The 16,487-nt window shown below is 70.7% G+C and carries 14 protein-coding genes; 7 read left to right on the top strand and 7 right to left on the bottom strand.

Annotated features, from left to right (window positions below; genetic code table 11):
• Positions 1-121 precede the first annotated feature (121 nt).
• Both ID810_RS09190 and pta read right to left on the bottom strand, forming a co-directional pair.
• Positions 122-1,306, bottom strand: a complete 1,185-nt coding sequence (locus ID810_RS09190; protein ID WP_166855944.1) for an acetate/propionate family kinase — start codon at positions 1,304-1,306, stop codon at positions 122-124.
• A gap of 113 nt (positions 1,307-1,419) precedes the next feature.
• Positions 1,420-3,471: a phosphate acetyltransferase gene (gene pta / locus ID810_RS09185; RefSeq protein WP_166855942.1), complete on the bottom strand. Its 2,052-nt coding sequence runs from the start codon at positions 3,469-3,471 to the stop codon at positions 1,420-1,422.
• A gap of 246 nt (positions 3,472-3,717) precedes the next feature.
• Here pta and ID810_RS09180 point away from each other — a divergent pair, with 246 nt between their 5' ends.
• A complete protein-coding gene (locus tag ID810_RS09180; RefSeq protein WP_235931463.1) occupies positions 3,718-4,701 on the top strand; it encodes a LacI family DNA-binding transcriptional regulator in 984 nt (327 codons plus the stop codon).
• 56 nt (positions 4,702-4,757) lie between these two features.
• On the opposite strand, the gene ID810_RS09175 is transcribed toward ID810_RS09180, so the two are convergent.
• Together ID810_RS09175 and ID810_RS09170 are read right to left on the bottom strand one after the other, a co-directional pair.
• Complete coding sequence (locus tag ID810_RS09175) at positions 4,758-5,756, bottom strand: sugar phosphate isomerase/epimerase family protein (protein ID WP_166855939.1); 999 nt, start codon at positions 5,754-5,756, stop codon at positions 4,758-4,760.
• 55 nt (positions 5,757-5,811) lie between these two features.
• The gene (locus tag ID810_RS09170; protein ID WP_166855937.1) at positions 5,812-7,017 is read right to left on the bottom strand and encodes a Gfo/Idh/MocA family protein; all 1,206 of its coding nucleotides are present in this window, start codon (positions 7,015-7,017) and stop codon (positions 5,812-5,814) included.
• 253 nt (positions 7,018-7,270) lie between these two features.
• Between ID810_RS09170 and ID810_RS09165 the strand changes: the two genes are divergently transcribed.
• Positions 7,271-8,290 carry a LacI family DNA-binding transcriptional regulator gene (locus tag ID810_RS09165; protein ID WP_235931464.1) on the top strand — a complete coding sequence of 340 codons (1,020 nt, stop codon included), beginning with the start codon at positions 7,271-7,273 and terminating at the stop codon, positions 8,288-8,290.
• Positions 8,291-8,350: 60 nt separating this feature from the next.
• Here ID810_RS09165 and iolG read toward each other — a convergent pair whose 3' ends face one another.
• The 3 genes from iolG to ID810_RS09150 form a co-directional block, all read right to left on the bottom strand.
• Entirely contained in the window at positions 8,351-9,340 is a 990-nt protein-coding gene (gene iolG, locus ID810_RS09160; RefSeq protein WP_166855935.1) for an inositol 2-dehydrogenase, read from the bottom strand.
• A gap of 61 nt (positions 9,341-9,401) precedes the next feature.
• Positions 9,402-10,478, bottom strand: a complete 1,077-nt coding sequence (locus tag ID810_RS09155; RefSeq protein WP_166855933.1) for a transaldolase family protein — start codon at positions 10,476-10,478, stop codon at positions 9,402-9,404.
• Positions 10,479-10,609: 131 nt separating this feature from the next.
• Positions 10,610-11,386: a GntR family transcriptional regulator gene (locus ID810_RS09150; protein ID WP_166855931.1), complete on the bottom strand. Its 777-nt coding sequence runs from the start codon at positions 11,384-11,386 to the stop codon at positions 10,610-10,612.
• Between the two features lie 72 nt (positions 11,387-11,458).
• Between ID810_RS09150 and ID810_RS12670 the strand changes: the two genes are divergently transcribed.
• From ID810_RS12670 to iolD, 5 genes are all read left to right on the top strand, one after another.
• Positions 11,459-11,593: a hypothetical protein gene (locus ID810_RS12670; protein WP_268916213.1), complete on the top strand. Its 135-nt coding sequence runs from the start codon at positions 11,459-11,461 to the stop codon at positions 11,591-11,593.
• Between the two features lie 113 nt (positions 11,594-11,706).
• Positions 11,707-12,696 (top strand): 5-dehydro-2-deoxygluconokinase, encoded by a 990-nt coding sequence (iolC, locus tag ID810_RS09145; protein WP_166855929.1) that lies wholly within the window; start codon positions 11,707-11,709, stop codon positions 12,694-12,696.
• 6 nt (positions 12,697-12,702) lie between these two features.
• Entirely contained in the window at positions 12,703-13,581 is an 879-nt protein-coding gene (locus ID810_RS09140) for a Cgl0159 family (beta/alpha)8-fold protein (protein ID WP_166855927.1), read from the top strand.
• Complete coding sequence (iolB, locus tag ID810_RS09135; RefSeq protein ID WP_166855925.1) at positions 13,578-14,447, top strand: 5-deoxy-glucuronate isomerase; 870 nt, start codon at positions 13,578-13,580, stop codon at positions 14,445-14,447. Before ID810_RS09140 ends, iolB begins: the two co-directional genes overlap by 4 nt.
• Positions 14,448-14,533: 86 nt before the next feature.
• Positions 14,534-16,441: a 3D-(3,5/4)-trihydroxycyclohexane-1,2-dione acylhydrolase (decyclizing) gene (gene iolD / locus ID810_RS09130; protein ID WP_166855924.1), complete on the top strand. Its 1,908-nt coding sequence runs from the start codon at positions 14,534-14,536 to the stop codon at positions 16,439-16,441.
• The last annotated feature ends 46 nt before the right edge of the window (positions 16,442-16,487 follow it).

The following is a 16,487-nucleotide window of genomic DNA, read 5'->3' as shown; positions in this document are numbered from 1 at the left end:
CACATGGGAGCCAAGAAGGCCGTTTTGGTCAAGAGGGCCCAATCGGCGGAATACCAACGAAAAGTCCGAATCGGCCACATCACACCAGTCACATGAGCGTGCAAGCCCCCTCTTGGCGGGGTCAGATGAGGGTCAGGGCCTGGCGGGCGATGGCCAGCTCCTCGTTCGTCGGCAGCACCGTGACCACGATGGAGGACTCCGGCGTCGAGATCGTCACCGGCTCGTCCGAGCGGCGCGCGTTGGCCTCGGCGTCGATCGTGACGCCGAGATAGGCCAGGCGCTCGCACAGGGCCGCGCGCAGGCGCGCGTCGTTCTCGCCGATGCCGGCGGTGAAGGTCAGGGCGTCCAGACCACCCATGACTGCCGTGTAGGCACCGACGTACTTGGTCAGGCGGTGCAGGTAGATGTTCATCGCGTCGATGGCGTCCTGGTTGCCCTCGTCCATCATGCGCGTGACCTCGCGCATGTCCGACTCGCCCGTCAGGCCCTTCATGCCGGACTCACGGTTGAACAGGTGGTCGATCTCGTCGATCGACATGCCCCCCACGCGCACGAGGTGGAAGACGGCCGCCGGGTCGATGTCACCGGTGCGCCCACCCATGACCAGGCCCTCCAGCGGCGTCAGACCCATGGAGGTCTCCACCGCGTGAGCGCCGACGACGGCGGACACGGAGGCGCCGTTGCCCAGGTGCAGGACGATCTGCTTGAGGTCGTCGCGGCCCAGACGCTTGGAGATCTCTCCCGAGACGTACTGGTGGCTCGTGCCGTGGGCGCCGTAACGACGGATGGAGTAGCGGTCCGCGACCTCGCGGTTGAGGCCGTAGCGGGCGGCCTCCTCCGGCAGGTCCTGGAAGAAGGCGGTGTCGAAGACGGCCACCTGGGGGATGTCGCTCATGAGGGTGCGGGCCACCTCGATGCCCTTGAGGTGCGCCGGGTTGTGCAGCGGGCCCAACGGCACCAGCTCCTCGATGGTGGCGACGACCTCATCGGTGAGCAGCGCCGGGCCATTGAAGAACCTGCCGCCCTGGACCACGCGGTGGCCCACGGCCACGATGTTCGCCTCGGACAGGCGGGGCCCGTGCTCGTCGAACAGACGCAGGACCTCGGACAGGCCGAAGCCGTGGTCCGGCACCGGCTCCTCGACGACGTGCTTGGCATCGTCGACCTTGTGGATGATCGCGCCCTGGACGTCGCCGATGCGCTCGACGAGGCCGGAGGCCAGTGCCGCACCGGAGTCGGGATCGACCAGCTGGTACTTGATCGAGGAGGAGCCAGAGTTGATAACGAGAACGGTGCGCGAGGTCATGAGGGTCTTTCTACGAGAACGTCTGGTGGGGGATTGGGAGAGGGGAGCGGAAAAGGAGGTGGGGACGGGCGACGGGGGCGCCATCGGACATGACCGACGGCGCCCCACGCGCCTCAGCCCTGGGCCTGGACGGCCGTGATGGCGACGGTGTTGACGATGTCCTCGACCAGCGCGCCGCGCGACAGGTCGTTGACGGGCTTGTTCAGGCCCTGCAGCACCGGGCCGATGGCCACGGCGCCCGAGGAGCGCTGGACGGCCTTGTAGCCGATGTTGCCGCTGGACAGGTCCGGGAAGATGAAGACGTTCGCACGCCCAGCCACAGCCGAGTCCGGGGCCTTCTTCGCGGCCACGGTCGGGTCAATGGCGGCGTCGTACTGGATGGGACCCTCGACGGCGAGCTCGGGCGCCTTGGTGCGCACGATCTCCGTGGCCTGACGGACCTTGTCCACGTCCGCGCCCTTGCCGGAGTCGCCGGTGGAGAAGGACAGCATGGCCACGCGCGGCTCGACGCCGAACTGGCGGGCCGTCTGTGCCGAGGAGATCGCGATGTCCGCCAGCTCCTCCGCGGTGGGCTCAGGGTTGACGGCGCAGTCGCCGTAGACGAGCACGCGGTCCTGAAGGAGCATGAGGAAGACGGAGGAGACGATGGAGGTGCCCGGCCGGGTCTTGATGATCTGGAAGGAGGGCACGATCGTGTGGGCGGTCGTGTGCACCGCGCCGGAGACCATGCCGTCGGCGTCGCCCATGTGGACCATCATCGTGCCGAAGTAGGACACGTCCTGGACCTTCTCACGGGCCTGCTCCAGGGTGACGCCCTTCTTGGCACGCAGGCGGGCGAACTCGGCGGCGTACGTGTCCAGCAGCTCGGGGGTGTCGGTGGCGACCACGCGCGCGGCCGACACGTCCAGGCCCAGCTCGGCGGCGCGGGCGCGCACGGTGGCCTCGTCGCCCAGGAGGACGACGTCGGAGATGCCGCGGCGCAGGATCGCGTCGGTGGCGTGCAGGATGCGGTCGTCGTCGGGCTCGGGCAGGACGATGGTGCGGCGCTGGGCCCGGGCGCGCTCAACGAGCTCGGCCTGGAACATGATGGGGGTGACCACCTCGCTGGGCTCGACCTCGAGCGCGGCCAGCAGCGCCTCGACGTCGGTCTCCTGCTCGAAGGTGGTGACAGCGACGTCGATCTTGCGCTGCGAGGCCTTGCCCAGGTCCCCAGTGACCGCGCCGGCCGTCTGGGCCGCCTCGAAGGTGCCCAGCGGCGTCGTGATGACCGGTAGGGCCTGATCCAGACCCTTCATGAGGGACAGGGCGTAGGGGGCCGGGGCGAAGTCGCCGTTGAGGATGAGGGCGGCCAGGGCGGGGAAGCTCGCCGAGGCGTGGGCGGCCGCCAGGGAGACGACGACGGCGGAGCGGTCCACCGGGACGATGACCGCCTGGCCGTCGGCGAGGCGCTCGACGACGTGCGAGACGTCCATGGCGCCGACGAGTAGGCTCTCGGCCTCGCGGTCCATGAGCGCCTCGTCACCCAGGATGAGCGTGCCTCCCAGAGCGTCGGCGATCTCCCGCACGGTGGGGGCCGAGAGCAGGGCCACCTCGGGCATTGTCGTCGAGGCCACCCCGGGGATCCCGGTGAGGGCTGCTGCGACGGCATCGCGCGTGGCCGGCGCGCAGCGGTTGGCGACGACGGCGACCGTGCGTGCGTGGTGCTCAGCAACCTCGGCGATGGCCACATCCACGGCCGAGCGCACGTCCTGCGGGCTCTGGGTGCCGGAGACGACGAGCATGACGGGCACGCCCATGTCGGCGGCCACGCGGGCGTTGAGGCCCAGCCGGGGGGTGCCCGACTCGTCGCCGTCGGAGCCGTCGATGACGACGACGTCGTGCTCCCGGGCGACGGCGCGGTAGGCGTCGACGATGCGCGACAGGGACTCCTCCGGGGCGGCGTGGTACTCGTCCCAGGTGACGCCCACGGCCTGCGCCGCCGGCGTCGTGGAGCCGGCGCGGGCCAGCAGCAGGTCGAGGGAGGGGTCTGCGTGCCGCGAGCCGACGAAGGGACGGAAGACACCGACCTTCGCGACGACCTTCGTCAGCGATGAGATGAGACCGAGAGTGATGGTGGACTTGCCGGTTCCGGCAGTGGGTGAGGCGATGTAGATGCTGCGCGCCACGTTGAGCTTTCCTTTGCGGTTCCTCGTTGTCGAGCAGGGCGGCCTGGTCGGGTCGTCGCTCCACAGCGATTCTGCCTTGAAACATGGTCCATGTGCGACCAAAGGCCCGCATGGGGGTGGATGGGGCATGTGGGGACTCGCTCAGCGATGCCCCCTGCCGCGCCCCCTGTGGGATAGCGTGCGACCACGCGACCGGTTGACCATCCGGGGCCCGGTGGCCGGCACAGGGGAGAGATCATGGGGCAGATGGTGACGCAGGCTGACGTGGCGCGTGCGGTCGGCGTCTCCCGGGGGCTCGTCTCCCTGGCGCTCAACGGGTCGCCCAGTGTGGCCTCCTCCACACGGGACCGGATTCTCTTGACGGCGCAGAGACTTGGCTACCGCCCCAACGCGACCGCCGCCTCCCTGGCATCGGGGCGCTCGGGACTCATCGGGCTTCTCCTGCCGGACCTGCGCAACCCGTTCTTCGACTTCGTCGCCCACGCGCTCCAGGAGGCCGTCGCCCAGCGGGGCATGACACTGCTCGTGACCGTCGGCACCGGCGCCCGGGCCTCGCGCCGCTCGGTGGACGCCCTGCTGGCGCTGAGGGTTGAGGGCCTGGTCCTGGTCTCTCCCGGCCTGCCGGACGAGGATCTGCGGGAGCTCGGCGAGGTGTGCCCGGTCTGCCTCATCGGACGGGTCAGCCCGGGTGGGCGCGTCGACACCATCCGCCTGGACGAGAGGGCCGCCGCGGAGGTCGTGATCTCGCACCTGGTGCAGGCCGGCGCCGGGCGCCTGGTGTACGTGTCCCCGGACTCCGAGGAGGACCCCAACGCCATCGAGCGGGGTCACGCGCTGGCGGACGCCGCCCGGCAGCGGGGGCTGCGGCTGGACACGGTGGTGGACGGCGCCTCGGGCGTGCCCGGCCTGCGCGAGCAGCTGGCGCTCGCCGACGCACCGGGGGTCGTGGCGCACAACGACCTCGTCGCCCTGGACGCGCTCGGCGTCATCGGCTCCGCCCGGCACGGCCCGGGCGCACCCCTTGTCTCCTACGACGACACCTACCTGGCCAGCCGTCAGGAGTTCTCGCTCACGAGCGTGGAGCAGCCGGTGGAGGTGATGGCCCGGGACGCGGTGCGTTTCGTGTGCGAGCGCTCGGGCCGTGAGGGCGACGGCGAGGTGGGCGGGGCCCGCAACGTCACGGTGGCGCCGGTGTTGGCGGTGCGGCGCTCATCCCGCCTCCCGTCATAGGGGGTCGTGAGCCGTGGCCCGTGGGGACGACGACGGTCACGGGCCGACGGCGGTACTTACAGGCCGGCGGCGGCCGCGAGCAGGTTGGTGGCTGAGATGGTCAGGCCCTCGACGTTGCCGTACTCGGCGTCCTCGTGCTCGATATTGACGTTCATGTCGGGGTCGGCCTGCTGGATTGCTGCGAGGAACTCGGTCCAGTAGGCGATGGCGTGGCCCAGACCGAGGGCGACGAAGCGCCAGGCGGGGTCCTGGGGCCATGCGTTGCACCAGTAGCCGTAGGCCACTGGGACTTTGCCCTCGGCCTCGGCCGGGACGTGGCCGAAGTCGGTGTCGAGCACGCCGCGGTAGGCGACGCCCGGGAAGATCTTCGTGTCCTTGGCGTGGACATGGCCGATGAGGCCGCCCAGGCGCTTGGTGGCGGCGATGGGGTCCATCTGCTGCCAGAACAGGTGGGACGGGTCCATATTGACGCGGATGTTGGTCGCGCCGGTCTCCTCCACGAGGCGCTCGAAGGAGGGGATGTTGAAGACGAGGTTGCGCGGGTGCAGCTCAAGGCAGACCTTGACGTCGTTGTCGCGGGCGAGGGCGTCGACCTCCTTGAAGAAGGGCACGACGACGCTCCACTGGTAGTCGAGGATCTCCATGTCGATGCCGTTCCAGGGGTTGACGACCCAGGTGGGGTACCTCGCCGTCGGATCCGTGCCGGGGGTGCCGGACATCGTGACGATCTCCTTGACGCCGAGCAGCCCGGCCAGCTCGATGGCCTTGCGGATGTCCTCGGCGTGCTTGAGGCCCTCGTGGGGCAGCGGGGAGGTCGGGTTGCCGGAGGTGTTGAGGCCGGACAAGACCATGCCCTTGTCCGCAAAGACCCCCAGGTAGTCCTCGCGGGCGGTGGCGGAGGCGAGCAGGGAGTCGACGGGGCAGTGGGGCGAGGGGATGAAGCCGCCGACGTTGACCTCGGCGCCGGTCAGGCCGGCGGCCTTGAGGGTGTCGAGGGCCTGGGGCAGGGTCTGGTCGCCGAGGCAGGCGGTGTAGGCGCCGTAGGTGAGGGCCATGGTGTTCTCCTGTGATTGTGCTGAGTGTGCGTGCTGGGTGGTGGTGGGGTGCCGGTCAGAACCCGGAGACGTCGACGGTGGTGCCGCCCGTGGCCGCGGACTCGGCGACGGCCGCGGCGATGCGCATCTCGCGGTAGCCGTCGGCGAAGGTGGCGCAGCGGGGGAGGGCCTCGGCCTCGGGCACGCCGGCGACCTGCTGGAGGAAGGCGTAGGCCTGGTAGGTGAACTGCTCGATCTGGGTGGCGCCGACGCCGCCGAAGGCCATGGAGGATCCGCGCGCGAAGTAGGGGAAGGTGGGGTTGACGAGGACCTGGCGGGGTCCGGCCAGGCCCGCGGGGGCGCTGGCGTCATCGACGAGGATCTCGCCGGTGCGGGCGAGGTCCCAGTAGGCCCGGCCGCGTGAGCCGTGGACGTCGATCATCATGGCGTTGGGCATGTTCCACGCGATGCGGGAGGCGGAGAAGGAGCCGATGGCCCCGTTGGCGAAGTGGCCGGTGAAGGTGGCGACGTCGTCGTTGGTGACCTCGGCCATCTCGGCGTCGGCGACGTCGAGGGCGGTGCCGCGGGTGACGTGGCCCGCAGCTACGGGGCGCTGGGTGATGAGGGTGGCCAGGGCGCCGCCGGAGACGGCGACGAGTGGGCCGCAGATCGTCTCGGCGGTGTCGATGAGGTGGGAGCCGACGTCGCCCAGGGCGCCGGAGCCCATGGGGCCGGAGTAGCGCCAGGCCATCGGCGTGCTCGGGTCGCAGCCGTAGTCGCACCAGTAGCGGGCGTTGATGTGGCTGATGTCGCCCAGGTGGCCGGTTGTGACGAGCTGTGCGATCTCCGCGACGGCGGCGTTGCGACGGTAGGTGAATCCGGTGGAGGTGACGACGCCGGGACTGGCGGCCTCGGCCTCGGCCATGGCCTTGGCGTTCTCGAGGGTGTCGGCCAGGGGCTTCTCGCACAGGACGTGCTTGCCGGCGCGGATCATGGCCTCGGCGATCTCGCGGTGCAGGGCGTTGCCGACGACGATGGAGACGATGTCGATGCTCGGGTCGTTGGCGATGTCGCGCCAGTCGGTGACGGCCTTGGCGTAGCCGTAGCGCTCGGCGGCGTCGACGGCGAAGGGTTCGTAGGCGTCTGCGATGGCCGCCAGGTGGACCTTGGGCAGGCCGAGGTCGAAGACGGTGCCGACCTGTCGCCAGGCGTTGGCGTGGGTGGTTCCGGCCATGCCGGCGCCGATGACGGCGACGGCCAGGGGTGCGTGGGTGGTGCTCATGGTGGTGCTGTCCTGTCGTCGTTGACATGCGTCACGCGGATTAACGCGCGTTAAACGTGTCTGTGAAGGTACTCGTCGCCGTCGGCAAATGTCAAGACTAATTGGGACTGAATCAGTGACGTCGGGTGCGCGGCCCCACCCGACGTGTGGGTGCGGGCCCGGTGGGCGTGAGACGATGCCTGCGCGTCGGCACGCGTCGGCGCGCGAGGACTGAGCAGCGCGAAGGACGGTGACGGTGGGCTCCCAGGGGCGTGTGACGATCTCGACCGTGGCGCGCCGTGCCGGCCGCTCCATCTCGACGGTCTCCGCTGCCCTCAACGGTGGCCCCGGCGTGTCCCAGGCCACCCGCGAGGAGATCCTCGCCATCGCCCGCGAGCTCGGCTACGTCGCGGACCCCGCCGCGCGCCTCCTGCGTGCCCGGCATACCGGAGTCATCGGGGTCAGCTACATGCCCGGCCAGGCCTTCCAGGTGGCCCTCGTCGACGGCCTCTACGCCGCCGCAGCCCGCCACTCGCACGCGCTCAGCCTGGCTGCTGCCACCCCCCGGCACGAGGAGATCCGGGGCATCGAGGAGCTGGTGCGCGAACGCTGCGAGGGCATCGTCGTCGTCGACTCGCGCATCGGTGTCACCGAGCTCATGCAGGCCTGCGGCGACCTGCCGCTGCTCACCCTGTGCCGCGAGTCCCAAGCCCCGGGCGTGGACATCGTCCGCTCGGACGACGCCCGCGGCATGAGCGCGCTTGTGGACCACCTCGTGTCAGGGGGCCGCAGTGACCTGGTCCACATCGACGGCGCCGACGCCCCCTCCTCGAGTATCCGCGCTGCCGCGTTCCTGAGCGCGACGGCCGAGCGGGGCGTCGCCGGGCGGGTCGTGCCCGGCGACGACGACGAGGCCGCAGGCGTCGCCGCCGTGACGGACCTGGTCCGCAGCGGCGCGCTGCCGCAGGCCCTGCTGTGCTTCAACGACCACGTGGCCATCGGCGCCGTGCTCGAGCTGCGCAGGAGGGGCCTGCGCGTGCCCGAGGACGTCGCCGTCGCAGGCTTTGACGACATCGCGCTGGCCGGGCTCAGCGCCCTCGACCTCACCACTGTGCGCCAGGAGGTCGACGTCATCACCGAGCTGGCCGTGCGCCACCTGGCCAGCCGTCTGGACTGCGGCACCGAGAACCCCATCACCGAGCTGCCGCCGGGCGTGCGCCGCGAGGAGCGTGCCGACGGCGCCTCGGCCTTCATCGTCCGGCCGCACCTGGTCGTGCGGGGCTCGACCGCCTGAGCCGCACGACGGGCTGGGCCGGCCCGCGAAGGAGCCGCCCCAGCCCGTGGCGCCCGGGCGTCAGCCGAGCCTGATGACCGTGCCCGTGCGGGCGGACTCGGTGGCCGCCTCGGCGATGCGCAGGGCCGCGACGGCGTCGGCGATGGTCGTCGGGGTGGGGGTGCCCTTCTCGACGGCCTCGATGAAGGCGGACAGCTCGATGCGGTAGGCGTCGGCGTAGCGCTCGAGGAAGAAGTCGAGGTACGGCTCCTGGGCGTCGGTCACCTCGGCGTTGGACAGGCGCACCGTCGTGGCGCGCACGTTCTCGGCGAAGAGCGCGCCGTCGCGGCCGGAGGCCTCCAGGCGCTGGTCGTAGCCGCTGGCGCAGTGGCGGTTGTTGACGATTGTGGCGACGGCGCCGGAGGCGGCGCGCAGGGTGACGACGGCGGCGTCGAAGTCGCCGGTCTCCTTGATGGCCTCGTCGAGGTTCTGCCCGACGGCGTGGACCTCGACGATGTCACCGAGGAAGAAGCGGGCCGTGTCGAAGTCGTGGATCGTCATGTCGCGGAAGATGCCGCCCGAGACCTTGACGTAGTCCACCGGCGGGGCCGCGGGGTCGCGCGAGATGATCGTCAGCTGCTCCAGCTCGCCGATGCGGCCGGCGGCCACGGCCTCGCGCACGGCGGCGAAGCTGGGGTCGAAGCGGCGGTTGAAACCGAACATCACGGGGGTTGTGATCGCGTCGAGCTCGTCCTTGGCGGCCTCGACGTCCGTGATGTCCAGAGCGATGGGCTTCTCGCACAGGACGGCCTTGCCGGCCTTGGCCGCGGCGAGCAGGTGCGGGATGTGCAGCGGGGTCGGTGAGCCGACGATGACGGCGTCGATCTCGGGGTCGTTGAAGACCTCCTCGGCCTCCTTGCAGGAGCGGGCGCCGTACTCGGCGGCGAGGCTTTCGGCGGCGTCGCCGAAGGGGTCGCAGACGAGGGCCAGGCGGGCCTGAGGGTGGGCGGCGACGGTGCGGGCGTGGACGTGGCCGATGCGGCCGGCACCGATGATGGCGATGTTGAGCATAAGGACCCCTCCTTGGGTCTCGTGAATGTGCGGTAGTGCTGGGGTGCTGGCGGCTCGTGCCTCAGGGCTGGGGCATGATGACGTCGCGCACGAGGGCGTCGAGGTCGGCGTCGGCCTGCAGGAAGCCGCGCAGGGTGCGGCGCGTGGCGCCGAAGGACTCGAACTCGTCGACCGTCAGGCCATCGGGCTCGTAGGCGCGCACGAACTCAGGCACGCGCAGCAGCGCGTCCATGATCCTCTGGTCCACGGGGCGGTCGATCCTCGGCTCCACCGTGTAACCGGAGTCGTTGATGCGCTTCTGCCAGGCGAAGGGCGGGGAGACGACGAGGTCGCCGCCGACGAGCTCGGACCAGTGCATGACGTTGCGGAAGGCGGCGGACAGCACGCGCGCCCGCAGGCCGCGGTCCTGGAACTCGTGGTAGGCGCGCTTGAGGGCGGCGACGCCGGCCCACTCGAAGACACCCGGGTCGATGAAGAGCCGGTCGCGGGCGGCGACGATCTTGAGCCAGTCGTCCAGGCGCCCGCCCATGAGGGTGACGACCGGGCCCATGGTGGACACGTCCTTGCCCTCGGCCTCGCGGCGCTTGAGCCCGCGCTCGATGGCCTCGCCGGCGGCGACGGCCTGGGCGACGGTGAAGGAGACGGTGACATTGACGGACACGCCTCGCCAGGTGGCGTCCTCGATGGCCTCGATGCCGGTCTTGGTGGCGGGGATCTTGACGATGATGTTCTTGGCGAGCCGGGAGAACTCCTCGGCCTGGTCGGCCAGGGCCTTGGCGCTGCGGGCCAGGCGCGGGTCGGTCTGGACGGACAGGCGGCCGTTGCGCCCGTGGTGCTCCTCGAAGATGTCCTCATACAGGCGGGCGCCCTCGATGGACAGCTCGCGCACGACCTGCCAGCCGATCTCGGACTCGCCGGCCTCAGGCCGCTCCTCGGCGATCTCGGCGATGCGGGGCAGCCAGCGCTCCTTCTTCTGGTTGATGCAGGTGTAGGCGATGGTCGGGTTGCAGGTGGCTCCGACACCGCCGAAGGCGATGGACTGGCGGATCTCGTCAGGGTCGGCGGAGTCGTTCCACAGGACGGTGGGGGTGGTCCTCGATGCCTCGAGAAGCGGCCCGGGGGTGTACTCAGTGCTCATCAGCGTGTGCTCCTGGAATCGGATCGGCCGGGGCGTCGTCGCAGCCCGGCCCGTGTCCCCATTGATAACGGGGTCACCGGTCCACTGTCAAGCAAATGTACGGACAAAGTGCGCCGGAGTGGCGCGAGAGGTCAGCCCGCGAAGAGCGTCGTCTCGAAGGAGTAGCGCGAGGCGCGGTAGATGTGCGTGCCGTACTCGACGACCCTGCCCCTGCCGTCGTAGGCGGTGCGAGTCATCGTCAGCAGGGCGGCGCGACGGGTCTCCGACAGGGCCGTGGCCTCCTTCGCCGTCGCGTTGCGCGCCCCGATGGACTGGGTGGCGGTCACCGGCGTGGCGCCGTGCGCCCGCAGGAAGTCGTACAGGCCAGTGGTCTCAATCTGCTCGCGCGAGGGGGCCAGGTCCGCGGGCAGAAGGTTGCGCATGAGGGCGATGGGCTCGCCGTCGGCCAGGCGCAGGCGCTCAATGGTCACCGCCTCGGTGCCGGGTTCGACCTCGAGCCAGGCGGCCTGCTCGGGCGTCGTCGGCGCGCACTCGTAGACCAGAACCTGGGTCTCGACCGCGTGGCCGGCATCAGTGAGGTCCGACAGCAGGCTCGACAGGTGCACGGGGCGGTGCACGTGCCGGGAGGTGACCACCGTGCCCGCACCGCGACGTCGGGACAGCAGGCCGCGGTCGACGAGGTGCTGGAGGGCCTGGCGGGCGGTGGGGCGCGAGACCTTCAGGCGCTTGGCCATGGAGACCTCGTCCTCGAGCCGGGTGCCCGGCGCCAGCGTCCCATCGAGGATGAGTCCCGCGAGCGGCGTTGAGATCTGGGCGTGCAGTGGCGTGGGGGAGGAGCGGTCGATCGTGACCTCGAGCCGGTAGGGAACGGACAGGGTCGCGGGGGGCCGGGGGGCGGAGTCGTCCATGTCGGAGGTGTTGTCGCTTCGTCGAGGATGAGGGCGCTTCATGATATAGGGGGAGGTCCCGCTGATGGGGGAATGAGCGGCACGGCCGTCCCGCAGGCCGACGACGTCGCCCCGGCCGGGTGCTCGCCGTCGTCTCGGTCGGCCGACGACGTCGCCCCGGCCGGCTGGGTGCCCCACCCCGGCCGACCGGTCGCCGTCGGACGTTAAATGTTCGGACAAAGACTTGACTGTGATTCGCGACTGAGGCAGTCTCCTCCCCATGAGGGCCGCCACGGCCCACCCTGCCAGACCCGCCCCGACGACGTGGAAGGGACCCCACGATGACAGCCTCCACCACCCCGCCGCTCGACGTCCTGACCATCGGCCGCTGTGGCATCGACGTCTACCCGCTTCAGACCGGCGTCGGCCTCGAGGACGTCGAGACCTTCGGCAAGTTCCTGGGCGGCAGCCCGACCAACGTCGCCGTCGCCGCCGCCCGCTACCGCCACCGCTCCGCCGTCATCACCGGCGTCGGCGACGACCCCTTCGGCCGCTTCGTGTGCCGCGAGATGCGCCAGTTGGGCGTCTACGACGACTACGTCGTCACCAAGCCCGACTTCAACACCCCGCTGACCTTCTGCGAGATCTTCCCCCCGAACAACTTCCCCCTCTACTTCTACCGCGAGCCCTCCGCCCCGGACCTCGAGCTCACCGTCGACGACATCCCCATGGACGCCGTCCGTAACGCCCAGATCTTCTGGATCACCGGCACCGGACTGAGCAAGGACCCCTCGCGCCAGGCCCACCACGCCGCCCTCGCCGCGCGCGCCCGCAAGCCCTTCACCATCGTGGACCTGGACTACCGGGCCAACTTCTGGCAGGACGAGGCCGAGGCCCACCGGCACGTGAGCGAGATCCTGCCCCAGGTCACCGTCGCCATCGGCAACCGGGAGGAGTGCCGCGTCGCCGTCGGCGAGACCGAGCCCGAGCGGGCCGCCGACGCCCTCCTCGAGGCCGGTGTCGAGATCGCCATCGTCAAGCAGGGCCTGCACGGCACCCTCGCCAAGACCCGCGACGAGCGTGTCGAGCTGCCCGTCACCCCCGCCACCACCCTCAACGGGCTCGGCGCCGGCGACGCCTTCGGGGGCGCTGTCTGCCACGGCCTGTTGTCCGGCTGGTCCCTGGAGAAGACCATCTACGCCGCCTCCACGGCCGGCGCCATCGTCTGCGCCCGGCTGGAGTGCTCCACCGCCATGCCGACCGAACCCGAGCTTCTGGCCGAGATGCGCACCTACCGTGACGAGATCGCCCCGAACGTGAAGGACCTGTGAGCCGCGATGAGCGCCACACCCCTGACTGACAGAGTCGTCGAGATCCGTGCCCACGACCCCGGCCGCATCGCCGAGGTCCTGGCTGAGCGCCCCCGCGGGACGCTGCCCACGGGTGACGGCAAGCTCATGATCATCGCCTGCGACCACCCCGCCCGGGGTGCGCTCGCGGCCGGAGGCGACCCCATGGCCATGGCCTCGCGCGAGGACACCCTCGCCCGCTGCGTCGAGGCCCTCTCGCGCCCCGGCGTCAACGGATTCCTCGGCACCGCCGACCTCATCGAGGACCTCGCGCTTCTAGGCGCCCTGGACGGCAAGCTCGTCTACGGCTCGATGAACCGCGGCGGCCTGGCGGGCGCCACCTTCGAGATGAACGACCGCATGACCGGCTACGACGCCCGGGGCGTGGTCGATGCAGGCCTCGACGGCGGCAAGATGCTGCTGCGCGTCAACTACGAGGACCCCCACACCGTCGACACCCTGGCCGCCTGCGCCGACGCCGTCAACCAGCTCGCCGAGCGCAAGGTGATGGCCATGGTCGAGCCCTTCATCTCCACCTGGAGCGAGGGGCGCGTGGCCAACGACCTCAGCCCTGAGGCCGTCATCACCTCCATGCACATCGCCTCCGGCCTGGGCCGCACAAGCGCCTACACCTGGCTCAAGCTCCCGGCCGTGGCCGACATGGAACGCGTGATGGAGGCCTCCACCCTGCCCGCCCTCATCCTCGGCGGCGCCGTGAGCCGGGACGCCGAGGCCGTGCGCGAGTCCTGGGCCAGGGCCCTGGCCCTGCCCACCGTCAAGGGCCTGGTCATCGGCCGGTCCCTGCTCTTCCCGCCCGACGACGACGTCGCCGGGGCCGTCGACCAGACTGTAGGACTGCTCTCATGACACTCGACCACTACGTGCCGGCCGGCACCACCGGCCACGACAACCTCACCGTCGACATCACGCCCGCCGACGCCGGCTGGGGGTTCTCCGGCCTGCGCGTGGCCGTCCTGGCCCCCGGCGAGTCGGTGAGCCTGGACACCGGTGCCAGCGAGCTGCTCGTGCTGCCCCTTGAAGGCGGCTGCACCGTCGACGTCGACGGCCAGTCCTACGAGATCGCGGGCCGCACCGGTGTTCTCAAGCAGATCACCGACTACCTCTACGTCCCGCGCAACACGATTCTGACCGTGACCTCGGCGCAGGGCGGGCGTTTCGCCTTCCCCTCCGCCGTCGCCGAGAAGGACCTGCCCGTGCGGTACCTGGGCCGCGAGCAGGCCGTCACCGGCATCCGCGGTGCGGGCGACTGCTCGCGCCAGGTCACCAACTACGCCCTCAACAACGACGTGGAGACCTCCCGCCTGCTTGTCACCGAGGTCATCACCCCGGGCGGCAACTGGTCCTCCTACCCGGCGCACAAGCACGAGGAGAACACCGACGACGAGCGCGAGCTCGAGGAGATCTACTACTTCGAGATCGCCGCCTCGCCCACCGGCGAGCCGGGATTCGGCCTGCACCGCACCTACGCCTCGTCACCGGAGCGGCCCATCAACCTGTGCGTCGAGGTTCACGACGGCGACGTCGCCCTCGTGCCCCACGGCTACCACGGGCCCTGCGTGGCCGCCCCCGGCTACGACATGTACTACCTCAACGTCATGGCCGGGCCGCAGACGGACCTCGTGTGGCTCGCCCCCGACGACCCGTCCCACCACTGGATCCGGCAGAGCTGGGAGGGCCAGCTGCCCGACCCGCGCCTGCCCATGGCGTACTGAGGCGCACTCAGGCGCACCGAAGCCCCCAGGCGCCCCCACGCCGTCGGCACACCACACACGCACAGACACCCAGAGAGAAGACACTTGTGAGCAACGAAGCCTACGCGGGCACCATCCGCCTGACCGTCGCCCAGGCGACAATCCGGTTCCTCACCAACCAGTACTCCGAGCGCGACGGCGTCGAGCAGCGGCTCATCGAGGGCGCCTTCGGCATCTTCGGGCACGGCAACGTCGCCGGCCTGGGCCAGGCGCTTCTCCAGAACGAGATCGCCCCCGACGAGGGCGAGGGCGAGATGCCCTACATCATGGCCCGCAACGAGCAGAGCGCCGTCCACGCCTCCGCCGCCTTCGCCAAGGTCAAGAACCGCCTGTCGACCTGGATGACCACCGCCTCCATCGGCCCGGGCTCGCTCAACATGGTCACCGGCGCCGCCCTGGCCACCACCAACCGCCTGCCGGTCCTGCTGTTCCCCTCGGACCAGTTCGCCACCCGCGTGCCGGACCCGGTGCTCCAGCAGCTCGAGGACCCGACGACGCTCGACATCACCGTCAACGACGCCTTCCGCCCCGTCTCGCGCTTCTTCGACCGCATCAACCGGCCCGAGCAGCTCATCCCCTCGCTCCTGAACGCCATGCGCGTGCTCACCGACCCGGCCGAGACCGGTGCCGTCGTCATCGCCATGCCGCAGGACGTTCAGGCCGAGGTGCACGACTGGCCGGTCGAGCTCTTCCGCAAGCGGGTGTGGCACGTGCGCCGGCCACCGGCCGAGCCCGCCGCCCTCGCGCGCGCCGTCGCCATGATCCGGGCCGCCAGGCGCCCGATGGTCATCGCCGGCGGAGGCACCATCTACTCCGAGGCCAGCGAGGAGCTGCGCGCCTTCGCCACCGCCACCGGCATCCCCGTGGCGGACACCCAGGCCGGCAAGGGCGCCATCAACTACGACCACCCCTGCGCCATCGGCGGGGTCGGCTCCACCGGCGGCGACTCCGGCAACCACATCGCCGACAAGGCGGACCTGGTCATCGGCATCGGCACCCGCTACTCGGACTTCACCACGGCCTCCAAGACCCAGTTCAAGGACCCGAACGTCGCCTTCGTCAACATCAATGTCCGCGCCTTCGACGCGGCCAAGGAGTCGGCCGAGATGCTCGTCGCCGACGCCCGCGAGGCCCTCGTGGCCCTGACCGAGGCCCTCGACGGCTACCACGTGAGCGAGGAGTACGCCGCCGAGGTCGAGGCCGAGCGCAGGGCCTGGCATGAGCGCACCCGCGAGTGCTACCACCTGGGTCACGGCCCGCTGCCCGCCCAGACCGAGGTCTTCGGGGCCCTCAACGAGCTGATGGGCGACGAGGACATCGTCATCAACGCCGCCGGCTCCATGCCCGGTGACCTCCAGGCGCTGTGGCAGGCGCGCACGCCCGTGCAGTACCACGTCGAGTACGCCTTCTCCTGCATGGGCTACGAGGTCCCCGCGGGCCTGGGCTGCAAGCTCGCCCGCCCGGAGTCCGAGGTCGTGGCCATCGTCGGTGACGGCACCTACCAGATGCTGCCCATGGAGCTGGCCACGGTGGTCCAGGAGGGCGTCAAGGTCATCTACGTCCTGCTGCAGAACTACGGCTTCGCCTCCATCGGGGCGCTGTCTCAGTCGCGCGGCTCGCAGCGCTTCGGCACGATGTACCGCCAGCGCGGTGCGGGCAGTCACCTGCAGGACACCGAGCCGGTCGCGGGCGTGGACATCGCCGCGAATGCCGAGTCCTGGGGGCTCAAGGTCTACCGCGTGTCCTCCATCGAGGAGTTCCGCGAGGCCTACGCCCAGGCTCACGCCGACGACCGCGCCTCGATGATCCACATCGAGACCGACCTCATGGGCCCCAACCCGCCCGCCTCCTCCTGGTGGGACGTGCCGGTCTCCGGTGTCTCGCGCCTGGAGTCCACGCAGCAGGCCTACGAGCGCTACGTCGAGGACCGCAAGCCGCAGCGTCACTACCTGTAACGGCGGTGCCGACGGCGCCGCCTTCGGCGTGGTGATGGGGGATCCG

Source organism: Actinomyces respiraculi (genome assembly GCF_014595995.2).
In the GTDB taxonomy this organism is placed as follows: Bacteria; Actinomycetota; Actinomycetes; order Actinomycetales; family Actinomycetaceae; genus Actinomyces; species Actinomyces respiraculi.
The sequence above is the reverse complement of the archived record's forward strand: the minus strand, read 5'-3'. Positions and strand labels throughout refer to the sequence as shown.

What these genes read in the sequence shown, in the direction of transcription:
- iolB (WP_166855925.1), top strand. Translation starts at nt 13,578, where the DNA reads ATGACACTCGACCACTACGTGCCGGCCGGCACCACCGGCCACGACAAC.
- ID810_RS09155 (WP_166855933.1), bottom strand. Translation starts at nt 10,478, where the DNA reads ATGAGCACTGAGTACACCCCCGGGCCGCTTCTCGAGGCATCGAGGACC.
- ID810_RS09180 (WP_235931463.1), top strand. Translation starts at nt 3,718, where the DNA reads ATGGTGACGCAGGCTGACGTGGCGCGTGCGGTCGGCGTCTCCCGGGGG.
- ID810_RS09175 (WP_166855939.1), bottom strand. Translation starts at nt 5,756, where the DNA reads ATGGCCCTCACCTACGGCGCCTACACCGCCTGCCTCGGCGACCAGACC.
- iolC (WP_166855929.1), top strand. Translation starts at nt 11,707, where the DNA reads ATGACAGCCTCCACCACCCCGCCGCTCGACGTCCTGACCATCGGCCGC.
- ID810_RS09150 (WP_166855931.1), bottom strand. Translation starts at nt 11,386, where the DNA reads ATGGACGACTCCGCCCCCCGGCCCCCCGCGACCCTGTCCGTTCCCTAC.
- ID810_RS12670 (WP_268916213.1), top strand. Translation starts at nt 11,459, where the DNA reads ATGAGCGGCACGGCCGTCCCGCAGGCCGACGACGTCGCCCCGGCCGGG.
- iolG (WP_166855935.1), bottom strand. Translation starts at nt 9,340, where the DNA reads ATGCTCAACATCGCCATCATCGGTGCCGGCCGCATCGGCCACGTCCAC.
- ID810_RS09140 (WP_166855927.1), top strand. Translation starts at nt 12,703, where the DNA reads ATGAGCGCCACACCCCTGACTGACAGAGTCGTCGAGATCCGTGCCCAC.
- ID810_RS09170 (WP_166855937.1), bottom strand. Translation starts at nt 7,017, where the DNA reads ATGAGCACCACCCACGCACCCCTGGCCGTCGCCGTCATCGGCGCCGGC.
- ID810_RS09190 (WP_166855944.1), bottom strand. Translation starts at nt 1,306, where the DNA reads ATGACCTCGCGCACCGTTCTCGTTATCAACTCTGGCTCCTCCTCGATC.